The organism is Stutzerimonas decontaminans, from assembly GCF_000661915.1.
Taxonomy (GTDB): domain Bacteria; phylum Pseudomonadota; class Gammaproteobacteria; order Pseudomonadales; family Pseudomonadaceae; genus Stutzerimonas; species Stutzerimonas decontaminans.
In genome coordinates this window covers 2,802,487-2,816,379 of sequence record NZ_CP007509.1, presented here as the reverse complement: position 1 = coordinate 2,816,379, position 13,893 = coordinate 2,802,487, and the positions used below count along the sequence as shown (strand labels likewise).

The following is a 13,893-nucleotide window of genomic DNA, read 5'->3' as shown; positions in this document are numbered from 1 at the left end:
AGAACGGATGAAAGCCTTTACCCAACACACCGGCCTGGTCTGCCCGCTCGATCGCGCCAATGTCGACACCGATCAGATCATTCCCAAGCAGTTTCTCAAGTCGATCAAACGCACTGGCTTCGGTCCCAACCTGTTCGACGAGTGGCGCTATCTGGACGTCGGTCAGCCGAACCAGGATTGCTCGCAGCGTCCGGTGAACAAGGACTTCGTGCTGAACTTTCCGCGCTACCAGGGCGCTAGCGTGCTGCTGGCCCGGGAGAACTTTGGTTGCGGCTCGTCCCGCGAGCATGCGCCCTGGGCATTGGAGGAGTACGGCTTCCGTACCATCATTGCGCCGAGCTTTGCTGACATCTTCTTCAACAACAGTTTCAAGAACGGCCTGCTGCCGATCGTGCTGAAGGAACAAGAGGTGGACGAACTGTTCCAGCAGGCCGAGGCGACCGAGGGCTATCAGCTAACAGTCGACCTGGCCGCGCAAACCGTGACGCGTCCGGACGGCAAGCAGTATCGCTTCGAAGTCGACGCCTTCCGCAAGCATTGCCTGCTTAACGGCCTCGACGATATCGGTCTGACCCTGCAGGACGCCGAGGCTATCAAGGCATTCGAAGTCGGCCACCAGCAGAGCCAACCCTGGCTGTTCGGCGCGATCAAATGAGATGAAGGTAGGGTGGGTGACGCTTCATCCATCCTCTGCAGAATTTCGGTGGCTGAATGCTGAATGAAAGCACCAGCCGCCCAACAAGAAATCGAGGAATGCAATGAGCAAACAGATTCTGGTTCTTCCCGGTGATGGTATTGGCCCGGAGATCATGGCCGAGGCGGTCAAGGTGCTGCAGCTTGCCAATGACAAGTTCGAGCTGGGCTTCGAGCTGAGCTACGACGAGCTGGGTGGCGCGGCTGTCGACAAGTACGGCGTACCGCTGGCGGACGAAACCCTTGAGCGTGCACGTGCCGCCGACGCCATTCTGCTAGGCGCCGTGGGCGGTCCGAAGTGGGACAAGATCGATCCGGCCATTCGTCCCGAACGCGGCCTGCTGAAGATCCGCTCCGAGCTGGGGCTGTTTGGCAACCTGCGTCCCGCATTGCTCTATCCGCAGCTGGCTGATGCGTCCTCGCTCAAGCCTGAGATCGTGGCGGGGCTCGATATCCTGATCGTTCGCGAGCTGACCGGCGGCATCTATTTCGGCAAGCCACGCGAAAGCAAGGTGCTGGAGAACGGCGAGCGCATGGCATACGACACGCTGCCGTACAGCGAGAGCGAGATTCGTCGCATCGCCAAGGTCGGTTTCGATATGGCCATGGTGCGCAACAAGAAGCTCTGCTCGGTGGACAAGGCCAATGTGCTGGCCTCCAGCCAGCTATGGCGCGCGGTGGTCGAGGAAGTGGCCAAGGACTATCCCGAGGTCGAGCTCAGCCACATGTACGTCGACAATGCGGCCATGCAGCTGGTGCGCGCGCCGAAGCAGTTCGACGTGATCGTGACCGACAATATGTTCGGCGACATCCTTTCCGATGAGGCATCGATGCTGACCGGCTCCATCGGCATGCTGCCGTCCGCCTCGCTGGACGCGGGCAACAAGGGCATGTACGAGCCGTGCCACGGTTCGGCGCCGGATATCGCTGGCCAGGGCATCGCCAACCCGGTGGCGACCATTCTTTCCGTTTCGATGATGCTGCGTTACAGCTTCAACCAGGTGGCCGCGGCCGATGCCATCGAGCGCGCGGTCAGCGATGTGCTCGATCAGGGGCTGCGTACCGGAGACATCTGGTCCGAAGGTTGTAACAAAGTCGGTACTCAGGCGATGGGCGATGCAGTAGTCGCGGCCCTCGCGAAGTTGTAATCTTCTGGCCCGCCTTAATCTGCGCGGGCCACTTTTTCTATAGGTGTAGTTGCGATGAAACGTGTAGGTCTGATCGGTTGGCGCGGTATGGTCGGTTCCGTGCTCATGCAGCGGATGCTGGAAGAGCGGGATTTCGACCTGATCGAGCCTGTGTTCTTCACCACTTCCAACGTCGGCGGCCAAGGCCCCGATATTGGCAAGGAAACCGCTGCGCTGAAGGACGCCTACAACATCGACGAGTTGAAAGGCCTCGATGTGATCCTGACCTGTCAGGGTGGCGACTACACCAATGAAGTCTTCCCCAAGCTGCGCGAGGCCGGCTGGCAGGGCTACTGGATCGACGCGGCGTCCTCCCTGCGTATGCAGGACGATGCGGTAATCGTGCTCGACCCGGTGAACCGCCGCGTGATCGACCAGCAGCTGGATGCCGGCACCAAGAACTATATCGGTGGCAACTGCACCGTCAGCCTGGCGCTGATGGGGCTCGGCGGCCTGTTCGAGGCCGGCCTGGTCGAGTGGATGAGCGCCATGACCTATCAGGCGGCGTCCGGTGCCGGCGCGCAGAACATGCGCGAGCTGATCAAGCAGATGGGAGCGATCAACGCGGCCGTGGCCGATGACTTGGCCAATCCTGCCAGCGCCATTCTCGACATCGACCGCAAGGTCGCCGAAACCCAGCGCAGCGAGGCCTTCCCGGTCGACAATTTCGGTGTGCCGCTGGCGGGCAGCCTGATCCCGTACATCGACAAGGAGCTGCCCAACGGGCAGAGCCGCGAAGAGTGGAAGGCGCAGGCCGAAACCAACAAAATCCTTGGTCGGTTCAAGAGTCCGATTCCGGTCGATGGCATTTGCGTGCGGGTTGGAGCTATGCGCTGTCACAGCCAGGCGCTGACCATCAAGCTGAACAAAGATGTGCCGATCTCGGATATCGAAGGGCTGATCAGTCAGCACAACCCCTGGGTCAAGCTGGTGCCGAATCACCGCGATGCCAGCATGCAGGAGCTTAGCCCCGCAGCAGTCACCGGCACCCTGGCAGTGCCGGTCGGGCGTCTACGCAAGCTCAACATGGGGTCGCACTATCTGGGCGCGTTCACCGTAGGCGATCAGTTGCTGTGGGGGGCCGCAGAACCGCTGCGTCGCATGCTGCGAATCCTGCTGGAGCGTTGATGCGCATTGCATGAAGTACCCAACGCCGCGACTTGTTCGCGGCGTTTTCGTTTGCGCGGCCTGCCGCTCGGCGGCGCTGCTTGCAGCGAGCTGTCATTTCGTTACAGTGCCGGTCCTTAATGCATGGAGGTGGCGATGCCCACAGATGTTGGTGTTGCGGTTGTAGGAGCGGTCAGCCTGGTAGGCGAAGCATTGGTCGAGGTGCTTGAGGAGCGAGCGTTTCCGCTAAGCGAGCTGCACCTGCTGGACGACGATGAGGGCGTTGGGCATACGGTTGTTTTCAATGGTCGCAATCTGCGCGTCGGCGGCGCGGATCGCTTCGATTTCACTCGCGTGCAATTGGTGTTTCTCGTCGGTGCCTCGACATTGGTGAGTGAGTGCCACGTCAGGGCGATCACTGCAGGCTGCCGGGTCATTGATCTTTCAGGCTCGATTCCCGTAGAGCAGCAACCGTGTCTGGTGCCTGAGGTGAATGGCGCGCTGCTTGATTCCGAAACGGGCCGCCGCGCCGTTGCCAGTCCTCTGCCGGAATCGGTCGCACTGGCTATCGCACTGGCGCCCATCCGGCATCAGCTTGGTTTGCATGGCATTACGGTGACGGCGTGTTTGCCAGTTTCCAGTCGCGGCGCGGCAGGAGTGAAAGAGCTTGCACGGCAAACGACCGAGCTACTGAACGCTCGCCCATTGGAGCCCCGCCTATTTGGCCGGCAAGTGGCGTTCAACATGCTTGCGCAGACGGAGGGGGTCGATGCGCAAGGTCATGCGGCACAGGAACGACGCTTGGTCGATGAGCTTCGCCAGCTTCTAGACAGTCCTCAGCTTGAGGTTTCCGTGACGTTCATCCAGGCGCCGGTATTTTTTGGTGAAAGTCTTGTAGTCTCGTTGCGCGGTAGTCGTGACGCCGATGCGCAGTTGTTATCCGCGACCCTCGAAGCGGCTCCGGGGATCGAAGTCGTGGCGTCGGATGACTACCCTACGGCTGTCAGTGATGCGATCGGACAGGATGTCATCTACATCGGTAGAGTCCGCTGCGGTATCTGCGATCCGCGCCAAGTCAATTTGTGGATTGTGTCTGATAACGTGCGAAAAGGCGCGGCACTGAATGCTGTGCAGTCCGGTGAGTTGTTGATAAAAGACTATCTGTAAAAGATACTTACTGGTAATTCGAAGAATATTTCTAGCCGATGCGCTGAACGGCTTATCGCTGATGGGGAGCCACCTCTAGGTGGCGCGGGCAGTGAAATAAGACCCTCTCGTAGTTCGAGAAAAAGATAAACAAGGGATTAAATAATGGTTCGGGTTCGCAATCTGGTGCTGGCAATCGCGGCTGCTACCGCGCTGACTACAGAAATGGCCCACGCGCTTGGGTTGGGAGAGGTCACGCTTCAGTCGTCATTGAATCAACCTCTGATAGCGGAAATCGAGCTGCTGGATGCCAAAAGCCTGGCTCCGGGAGAGGTTATCCCAGTCCTCGCATCGCTTGAGGAATTCAACCGCGCCGGTATTGATCGTCAATATTTTCTGACCGATCTGAAGTTCACTCCTGTACTTCGGCCTAACGGAAAAAGCGTCATTCAGGTCTCCTCAAGCAAGCCGGTACGCGAACCGTATCTCAATTTCCTCGTAGAGGTTCTTTGGCCCAACGGTCGCTTGCTGCGCGAATACACCTTGCTGCTGGACCCGCCGCTATATTCGCCTGAAACCGCCGCCGCGGCTGCACCCCAGCTGCCTATTTCTGCTCCGGCACGCGCCGTCGAACCGGCGCGCTCTGCACCTGTCCGTCCGTCCGTCGCGCCCGCAGCCAGCGTGGCAACGGCCGCACAGCAGGATGGCAGCGAATACAAGACGTCTGCCCGCGATACGCTCTGGGATATAGCTGAGCGCAATCGCCATAGCGGCACGGTACATCAGACAATGCTGGCGATTCAGGACCTCAATCCGGACGCCTTCATTGGCGGCAATATCAATCGCATGAAGAGCGGCCAGGTGCTTCGCCTGCCAGACGCTCAGCAGATCTCCAAGCGTTCCCAGGGTGAAGCAATAGCTCAGGTTGCAGAGCAAAATGCGGCCTGGCGCCAGGGCCGGACCGGTGCAGTCGCAGGCGCTCGTCAGATCGATGCGACTCGTCGCACGGAGGCGGGCGCTGCCCCATCACGTAGCGATAGTGGGGACAGCCTGCGACTGGTGGCTGCCGATGCTGGCAAGTCCACTGCGGGTTCCGACACCGGCTCTGCCGATGGTGGCAAGGCCTTGCGTGACAAACTTGCCGTGACGCAGGAAAGCCTCGATTCCAGTCGCCGTGAAAACGATGAGCTGAAAGACCGTTTGAATGATCTGCAAGGGCAGCTGGAAAAACTGCAGCGCCTGATGCAGCTCAAGGATGATCAGCTTGCCAAGCTTCAGGTACAGCTAAGTGCCGACGGCCAGGTGCCTTCTGCGAGTGACTCGGCCGGTCAGCCAGCTGCTACCGTGGGCGAGTCTCAGTCAGCGCAAGACGTAGCGAACAGTGCGGGTACAGATGGCGCCGACTCCCAGGCCGACTTGGCGGCAGGCAGTCAGCAAGAGCCGGCAGCGGCCGCCGCTCCTGCACCGGTCGAGCGTCCCGCTGCTGCAAAGCCTGCAGCGAAACCCGCTCCGGTGAAGCCTGCAGCGCCGGTAGTCGAGCCAGAGCCCAAGGGCCTGATAGACGATCTGATGTCCAATACCTTGCTGCTCGGTGCAGTGGGTGGCGGCGCGCTGCTGTTGCTGCTGGTTGGATTGATGGCGCTATCGCGGCGCAATGCAATGAAAGAGGCCGAGCTACAGGAAAGCCTGATGGCGGCCGACGCAGTCGACGATTTGCGAGTCGGCGCGCCTGAATTTGTTGATATCGGTCAGGAGCAGCCTGAACCTGCTCCATTTCAAGCCACCAGTGCGTCGGCATCTGACGATCTGACCACCGCGACTGGGGATGCCTTGGCTGAGGCGGACATCTATATTGCCTATGGCCGCTTCAACCAGGCTGCAGAATTGCTGCAGAACGCACTCAATGACGAGCCGCAGCGCAGCGACCTACGTTTGAAGCTCATGGAGGTCTACGCCGAGCTGGGCAACCGTGAGGGGTTCGCTCGTCAGGAAACCGAGCTGCGCGAAATTGGCGGTGCAGCGTTCGAAGTGGAGCAGCTGAAGCATAAATATCCCGCGATGATCACAGCCTCTGCTGCGTCTGCAGTTGCCGCCACGGCCACTGCCACTCAGCTGGACGTGGATAGCTTCGATCTTGACGACCTTCAGTTGGATGATCCCGCTTCTCCGGCCGCAGGTCAGGATCTGGATGATGCGTTCGATCTCAGTTTGGACGATCTCGACATCGACCTGAACGACAAGCGTCCTGTCGCTGCATCGGACGACGAAGCATTTAACTTCGATGATCTGGGGCTGGATGAGCCCGAAGCTGGGCGCGATGTGCAGTCCACAGTGAGCGATTTCTCTTTCGATGAAGAGGAGAAGAGTCTTCCGGAAGCGAAGCAGGACGATTTGTCTGACTTCTCTTTCGATCTGGATAGTGAGAAGGGTCCCGAGTCTGCTAGCAATGAGTTTTCGCTGAGCCTCGATGAAGACTCAACCGCCGCTGTTGAAAGTGATGAGCTCGATTTCGAGCTGGCTGAGCCTGCCGCCACTTCAGATGACGAACTCCTCGATGGCTTCGATATTTCGCTTGATGAGCCACAGCTCGAGGCGCAGCCGAACGATTTTGCCGAGCAGCTGAACGAAGTGGAAGCCGATCTGGAGAATCTGTCTAAAGACTTGCAAGAGCCCCACGACGTTTCCGCTAGCAATATGGCTGCCGTCGGTACGGATGGCGGAGTGGATGACGATTTCGACTTCTTCTCCGATACCGACGAAACCACCACCAAGTTGGATCTCGCCCGAGCCTATATCGATATGGGCGACGCCGAAGGTGCACGCGATATCCTCGATGAAGTGATTTCCGAGGGGAGCGATGTCCAACAGCAAGAGGCGCGGGATATGCTCGCCAAACTAGCCTGATCATGACCCAAGCAGTACCCGAAACGGCAGCCGAAATGGCTGCCGTCGGCGTTTCCAGGATCGTTCTGGGCGTCGAATACAAGGGATCCCGCTACCGCGGATTCCAGCGCCAGCGCGCAGGTGTGCCGTCGATTCAAGAGTCACTCGAAACCGCACTGAGCAAAGTCGCGGGTGGTCAGCCTGTGACCCTGAGCTGTGCCGGACGCACCGATGCGCTGGTGCACGCCAGCGGTCAGGTGGTTCATTTTGATACGCCTGTCTCGCGCAGCATGCATGCATGGGTCATGGGCGCGAACATGAACTTACCGTCTGATATCAGCGTTACCTGGGCGAAAGAGATGCCGCGCCATTTCGATGCCCGCTTCAGTGCCATGGCTCGCCGATACCGTTATGTGATCTACAACGATCAGATCCGTCCGGCGCATATGGCTGAAGAGGTAACCTGGAACCATCGCCCGCTCGATATCGAGCGTATGCGCGCTGCCGCCGCGGCATTTGTCGGCACTCACGATTTCAGTGCTTTCCGAGCCAGGCAATGTCAGGCCAAGTCGCCGATCAAAACCATCCATCATCTGGAACTTCTCGAGCATGGCCGGCTGATCGTCATTGATGTGCGAGCCAATGCCTTTCTGCACCATATGGTGCGCAACTTCGCCGGAGTGCTCATGACGATTGGTGCTGGCGAGCGACCGGTAGAGTGGGCGGCAGAAGTGCTGCAGTCGCGGGTACGCCGAACGGGCGGAGTGACGGCGCACCCGTACGGGCTTTATCTCATCGAGGTCGATTATCCCGAAGAGTTCGACCTGCCTAAGCGCTATCTCGGTCCGCACTTCCTCTCGGGTTTGCCGGACGTTCGCCGCTGATGGGGCTAGCGCAAGCGGCGTGGCCTATTCGCTTGCAGGTCGCAGGTCTTTTGTTACCATCCGGTTTCCCTTTTGATAGGTAAGCAACCATTGTCCGTCGTTCGCAGCAAGATATGCGGGATCACTCGCGTCGAAGACGCTTTGGTTGCCGCTCATGCAGGGGCTGATGCCATCGGTTTGGTTTTCTACCCCAAGAGTCCTCGCGCTGTGACCGTGCAACAGGCCCGCGAAATTGTTGCGGCCCTGCCTCCTTTCGTTACTACCGTCGGCCTGTTCGTTAACGCCAGTCGGGGCGAAGTCAATGAGATTCTCGACGCTGTTCCGCTGGATGTTCTGCAATTCCATGGCGATGAGACACCAGTGGATTGCGAAGGCTTCCGTCGCCCCTGGTTCAAGGCGCTACGAGTTGGCGGCGATGAGGACATTGCAGCCCAAATTGCTCGCTACGCCAATGCCAGCGGTATTCTCCTGGATACATTTGTCGCTGGCGTGCCGGGCGGGACGGGCGAACGATTCGATTGGTCGCTGATTCCGCCTACGCTGGCCAAGCCGTTGATTCTTGCGGGAGGTCTGACAATAGATAATGTCCAGCAGGCCATTGCCCAGGTTAGGCCGTACGCCGTAGATGTCAGCGGTGGCGTGGAAGCGAGCAAGGGTATCAAGGATGCGAGCAAGGTCCAGGCTTTCGTTCGGAGCGTTCGCTCGGCCATGTGACGCCCGGCCTGCCGTGGCCGTCCAGTAACGAGTCGCTGGTGAGACCAGCACAGTGTTTGTGGATTTCCCCATGTGGTGGAAATCGGAGTTTTGCGGCTGCGCCTGGTATAGGCGCATCGCTCACGCGACCTAAAGTGCCCGCGTACATCGGTCGCAACGATGAATCTGCCCGCAGCGCGAGTGCGCTCGGGACTGAAGCTTTGGAGAACAAGAGCATGAGCAACTGGCTGGTAGACAAACTGATCCCTTCGATCATGCGCTCGGAGACGCAGAAGAGTTCGGTCCCGGAAGGCCTCTGGCACAAGTGCCCGTCCTGTGAGGCGGTTCTGTATCGTCCCGAGCTGGAAAAGACCCTCGATGTCTGTCCGAAATGCCAGCACCACATGCGTATCGATGCCCGTACCCGGCTCGATATCTTCCTGGATGCCGAAGGCCGCGAGGAAATCGCCGCGGAACTGGAGCCGGTTGACCGCCTCAAGTTCCGTGACAGCAAGAAGTACAAAGATCGTTTGTCTGCGGCGCAGAAGCAGACCGGCGAAAAGGATGCTCTCGTCGCGATGAGCGGTAAGGTAGTCAACGTTCCCGTTGTGGCCTGCGCTTTTGAGTTTTCCTTCATGGGCGGCTCTATGGGGGCGATCGTCGGTGAGCGCTTCGTTCGTGCTGCCAACGTGGCTCTGGAAAAGCGTTGCCCGCTGATCTGTTTCTCCGCTTCCGGCGGCGCGCGGATGCAAGAGGCCTTGATTTCGCTGATGCAGATGGCCAAGACCTCCGCTGTGCTGGCACGGATGCGTGAAGAGGGGCTGCCGTTCATCTCCGTGCTTACCGACCCGGTCTACGGCGGCGTCTCCGCCAGTCTGGCCATGCTGGGTGATGTGATCGTCGCAGAGCCGAAGGCCCTGATCGGCTTCGCTGGTCCTCGCGTGATCGAGCAGACGGTACGGGAAAAACTGCCGGAAGGTTTCCAGCGTAGCGAGTTCCTGTTGGATCACGGCGCTATCGACTTGATCATCCCTCGCTCGGAGCTGCGCGCACGCCTGTCGCGTCTTTTGGCGCAGATGCAGAAATTGCCAAGCCCTGTCGAACCCGCTCAGGTAACGGCCACTGCATGACCGACCGGAGCCTCGCCGACTGGCTTGCCTACCTGGAGCAACTGCATCCGTCTGCCATTGATATGGGGCTGGATCGGGTTCGGGCGGTGTCGGCTCGGCTTGGCCTGACGCGGCCGGCGCCGTTGGTTGTCACTGTTACCGGAACCAATGGCAAGGGTTCCACCTGCGCCTTCATCGTCTCGCTGTTGAGAAGTCAGGGGCTGAAGGTCGGCAGCTACAGTTCCCCGCACTTACTGCGCTACAACGAGCGGGTTCAGCTCAGCGGCTGTCAGGCGAGTGATCGGGAGCTGTGCGAGGCATTTGCCGCAGTCGAGGCGGCTCGTGGTGACATTTCTCTGACCTATTTCGAGATGGGTACGCTCGCGGCCTTTTGGTTGTTCGAGCGTGCCCAACTCGACGCTGCGGTGCTAGAAGTTGGCCTTGGTGGTCGTCTCGATGCGGTCAACATTGTCGATGCCGACCTGGCCGTGATTACCAATATCGGCCTTGATCATGCCGACTGGCTGGGAGATACCCGCGAAAGCGTTGCGTACGAAAAAGCCGGAATCCTGCGTGCAGGTAAGTCGGCACTCTGTGGTGATCTGGATGCTCCTGCACCGTTGCTCGAACAGGCGAAATCGCTGAGGGTGCCGCTGTTGCTGCGCGGGCGCGATTTTGATCTTGCGGTCGATCCCCTCGCTTGGCATTGGCGGGGAATCGGCCCAGCGGGCGAGCCTTTGGAGTTGCACGGGCTGCCGTTGTTGTCCCTGCCGGTAGAGAACGCTGCATTGGCCCTGCAGGCTTATGCTTCGCTGGGTTTGCCGTGGGACTCGGTGATTTTGTCAACTGCGCTCCAGCAGACCCGCGTGACGGGCCGTCTCGATAGTCGGCAGATCAGCTGGCGTGGCCGCAAGGTGTCGCTGCTGCTGGACGTCGGCCACAACCCGCATGCGGCCAGTTATCTCGCTCGACGCATCGAGCAGCGACCGATCGGCGGTCGGCGACTGGCCGTATTCGGATTGCTGGCAGACAAGGATCTCGATGGCGTGCTTGACGCGTTGCGGACCTCTATCGCTGACTGGGCGGTTGCCCCGCTGCCTACACCCCGTACGCAATCAGCTACACAGTTGTCCGCCGCGCTGCTTGAGCGAGGAGCGCCGGTCAGCGAGTATGCGAGCATCGAGCAGGCGCTCGACGCTCAGTGCGCCAAGGCTGAACCCGATGACGAAGTATTGGTGTTCGGATCGTTCTATTGCGTGGCTGCAGCGCTTGAATGGCTGGAACAACAGGCGGAGGAAAGTGGCGATGGCGATGCTCGATAAGGGACTGCTGCAACGCATGGTTGGCGCATTGGTGCTGATCGCGCTGGCGGTGATTTTTGTTCCGATGCTGTTCAATCGGGAAGACGACCTGCGCCACGTCACCGTCGATGCGCCCACCATTCCCGCAGCACCGGTGGTTGCCGAAATCGAGATGCAGTCGGTCGATGTGCCCGAACCGGAGCAGGAGCCAGGCTCCGTGCCGGAAGGGTTTGAGATCATTGAAGAGGGCGCTGAGCCAGCTACGGCTCCTGCGGTCGCCGAGCGAGATCCCGCACCGAGCGAGCCTGTAGCTCCGATCGAGCCAGCTCCTGCCCCTACAGCGCCTGCTGCGCAACCGCAGTCACCGACAGCTGAGACACGCTTGGATAACAACAATTTGCCAGTCAGTTGGGCCGTCCAGCTGGCCAGCCTGTCCAATCGTGCCAGCGCCGAGAGTCTCCAGCAGACGCTGCGCTCCCAGGGTTACAACGCCTACATCCGCACCGCAGACGGCATGAATCGGGTTTTCGTTGGACCGCTGGTGGAGCGCAGTGAAGCAAACAGGCTTCGCGACGTGTTGCAGCGCCAGCAGAAGCTCGATGGCTTCGTCGTGCGCTTCAAGCCGGAAGGCAGCTGATTCGCTGAGCGGCTGGTCAGGTAGCGGACCACCAGCCGCGGTTGTCCTCCCATCGCCGGGTAACCGGCGCGTACCCCTGGCGCTCGCGCTCTGCTAAAATGCGCCGCCTTTTCCCCTTTGCAGAAGACATCGTGGCATTCACCTGGGTCGATTGGGCCATCATCGCCGTTATTGCAGTATCGAGCCTGATCAGCTTGAAGCGCGGCTTCGTCAAGGAAGCGCTTTCGCTGGTTACCTGGATCATCGCCGGCGTGGTCGCATGGATGTTTGGTGGTGCGCTGTCCCACCATCTCGCGGAATACATCAGCACGCCGTCGGCGCAAGTCATCGCCGCCTGCGCATTGCTGTTCGTGGCCACCTTGCTAGTTGGGGCCCTGGTGAATTTTCTGATCGGTGAACTGATCAGAGTGACGGGTTTGTCCGGTACCGACCGGTTCCTCGGTATGGTCTTCGGTGCGGCGCGTGGCGGGCTGTTGGTAGTGGTTTTGGCAGGCTTGCTGAGCCTGGCGCCGGTCGAGCAGGACCTCTGGTGGCGCGAGTCTGAACTATTGCCGCACTTTCTATTGATCGCTGACTGGTCGAAGAATCTCATTCTCGGGTTCAGTGGCCAGTGGTTTGCCGGTTAGCTCAACCCGCCCGGTTGACTCTTTTTTCACGGATGCCCGGCCTGCCGTCGTATCCGGTCTGCCTGTAATAACTGAGAGGTTCCTTGCATGTGTGGCATTGTCGGCATCGTCGGTAAGTCGAACGTCAATCAGGCGCTGTATGACGCGCTTACCGTACTGCAGCACCGCGGCCAGGATGCAGCCGGTATCGTGACCAGTCACGACGGGCGCCTGTTTTTGCGCAAGGACAACGGGCTGGTTCGTGATGTCTTCCAGCAGCGCCACATGCAGCGCCTGGTTGGCAATATGGGCATCGGCCATATCCGTTATCCCACTGCCGGCAGTTCCAGCTCTGCCGAGGCTCAGCCGTTCTACGTTAACTCGCCTTATGGCATCACGTTGGCGCACAACGGCAATCTGACTAACGTCGATCAGCTGACCAAGGAAATCTACGAGTCGGATCTGCGTCACGTGAACACCAATTCCGACTCGGAAGTGCTGCTCAACGTGTTCGCCCATGAGTTGGCGGTACGTGGCAAGTTGCAGCCGACCGAAGAAGACGTCTTCGCTGCGGTGAGCAAGGTTCACGAGCGCTGCCGCGGCGGTTATGCGGTGGTGGCTATGGTCACTGGCTACGGCATCGTCGGATTCCGTGATCCCAACGCAATCCGCCCCATCGTCTTCGGTCAGCGTCACACCGACGAGGGTGTCGAGTACATGATCGCTTCCGAAAGCGTCTCGCTCGATGTGCTCGGGTTTACCCTGATTCGCGACCTGGCGCCGGGCGAAGCAGTGTACATAACCACCGACGGCAAGCTGTTCACCCGTCAGTGCGCAGACGCGCCAAAGCTCGCCCCGTGCATCTTCGAGTATGTCTACCTGGCACGCTCTGATTCCCTGATGGACGGCGTTTCGGTGTACAAGGCACGCCTGCGCATGGGTGAGAAGCTGGCCGACAAGATTCTGCGCGAGCGACCCGAGCACGATATCGACGTGGTTATTCCGATCCCCGACACCAGCCGTACCGCTGCGCTTGAGCTGGCCAACCGCCTTGGTGTGAAGTTTCGCGAAGGCTTCGTGAAGAATCGCTACATCGGCCGGACTTTCATCATGCCGGGGCAGGCGGCGCGGAAGAAGTCGGTACGGCAAAAGCTCAATGCCATCGATCTCGAGTTTCGCGGCAAGAACGTGATGCTGGTGGACGACTCCATCGTGCGCGGCACCACCTGCAAGCAGATCATTCAGATGGCACGTGAAGCCGGGGCGAAGAATGTCTACTTCTGCTCGGCCGCGCCGGCGGTGCGTTACCCGAACGTTTACGGGATTGATATGCCCAGCGCGCACGAGCTGATCGCACACAACCGCAGCACCGAAGAGGTTGCCGAGCTGATCGGCGCCGACTGGCTGGTCTACCAGGATCTGGAGGACCTCATCGACGCGGTAGGCGGCGGTAAGGTCAAGATCGACAACTTCGATTGCGCCGTTTTTGATGGCAATTACATAACTGGCGACATCGACGAAGCCTATCTGCACAAGATTGAGCAGGCGCGCAATGACCTAAGCAAGGTCAAAACCAACGCGGTCAGCGCCATCATCGACCTCTACAACAACTGATTCATGCCAGTGGCGGCCTCGGCTGCCCGGGCTG

The 13,893-nt window shown here is 59.8% G+C and carries 12 protein-coding genes; all 12 read left to right on the top strand.

Annotation, left to right across the window (positions count from 1 at the left end; genetic code table 11):
- Positions 1–7 precede the first annotated feature (7 nt).
- The 12 genes from leuD (at position 8) to purF (ending at position 13,859) form a co-directional block, all read left to right on the top strand.
- On the top strand, positions 8–655 hold the full coding sequence (leuD, locus tag UIB01_RS12885; RefSeq protein ID WP_038661090.1) for a 3-isopropylmalate dehydratase small subunit: 648 nt from the start codon (positions 8–10) through the stop codon (positions 653–655).
- A gap of 103 nt (positions 656–758) precedes the next feature.
- A complete protein-coding gene (gene leuB / locus UIB01_RS12880) occupies positions 759–1,841 on the top strand; it encodes a 3-isopropylmalate dehydrogenase (RefSeq protein ID WP_038661087.1) in 1,083 nt (360 codons plus the stop codon).
- A gap of 54 nt (positions 1,842–1,895) precedes the next feature.
- A complete protein-coding gene (gene asd / locus UIB01_RS12875) occupies positions 1,896–3,008 on the top strand; it encodes an aspartate-semialdehyde dehydrogenase (RefSeq protein ID WP_038661085.1) in 1,113 nt (370 codons plus the stop codon).
- A gap of 135 nt (positions 3,009–3,143) precedes the next feature.
- A complete protein-coding gene (locus UIB01_RS12870) occupies positions 3,144–4,154 on the top strand; it encodes an aspartate-semialdehyde dehydrogenase (protein ID WP_038661082.1) in 1,011 nt (336 codons plus the stop codon).
- A 144-nt stretch (positions 4,155–4,298) separates the two neighbouring features.
- The gene (locus UIB01_RS12865; protein WP_038661079.1) at positions 4,299–7,037 is read left to right on the top strand and encodes a motility hub landmark protein FimV; all 2,739 of its coding nucleotides are present in this window, start codon (positions 4,299–4,301) and stop codon (positions 7,035–7,037) included.
- Positions 7,038–7,039: 2 nt separating this feature from the next.
- Entirely contained in the window at positions 7,040–7,900 is an 861-nt protein-coding gene (gene truA / locus UIB01_RS12860; RefSeq protein WP_038661076.1) for a tRNA pseudouridine(38-40) synthase TruA, read from the top strand.
- Between the two features lie 90 nt (positions 7,901–7,990).
- The gene (locus UIB01_RS12855) at positions 7,991–8,614 is read left to right on the top strand and encodes a phosphoribosylanthranilate isomerase (RefSeq protein ID WP_038661073.1); all 624 of its coding nucleotides are present in this window, start codon (positions 7,991–7,993) and stop codon (positions 8,612–8,614) included.
- Positions 8,615–8,829: 215 nt separating this feature from the next.
- On the top strand, positions 8,830–9,723 hold the full coding sequence (gene accD / locus UIB01_RS12850) for an acetyl-CoA carboxylase, carboxyltransferase subunit beta (RefSeq protein WP_015277357.1): 894 nt from the start codon (positions 8,830–8,832) through the stop codon (positions 9,721–9,723).
- Positions 9,720–11,024, top strand: coding sequence for a bifunctional tetrahydrofolate synthase/dihydrofolate synthase (folC, locus tag UIB01_RS12845; RefSeq protein ID WP_038661069.1), 1,305 nt, complete (start codon positions 9,720–9,722; stop codon positions 11,022–11,024). Before accD ends, folC begins: the two co-directional genes overlap by 4 nt.
- Positions 11,008–11,640: an SPOR domain-containing protein gene (locus UIB01_RS12840; RefSeq protein WP_038661066.1), complete on the top strand. Its 633-nt coding sequence runs from the start codon at positions 11,008–11,010 to the stop codon at positions 11,638–11,640. Before folC ends, UIB01_RS12840 begins: the two co-directional genes overlap by 17 nt.
- 98 nt (positions 11,641–11,738) lie before the next feature.
- On the top strand, positions 11,739–12,266 hold the full coding sequence (locus tag UIB01_RS12835) for a CvpA family protein (protein ID WP_256380637.1): 528 nt from the start codon (positions 11,739–11,741) through the stop codon (positions 12,264–12,266).
- Between the two features lie 87 nt (positions 12,267–12,353).
- The gene (gene purF, locus UIB01_RS12830; RefSeq protein WP_038661063.1) at positions 12,354–13,859 is read left to right on the top strand and encodes an amidophosphoribosyltransferase; all 1,506 of its coding nucleotides are present in this window, start codon (positions 12,354–12,356) and stop codon (positions 13,857–13,859) included.
- The last annotated feature ends 34 nt before the right edge of the window (positions 13,860–13,893 follow it).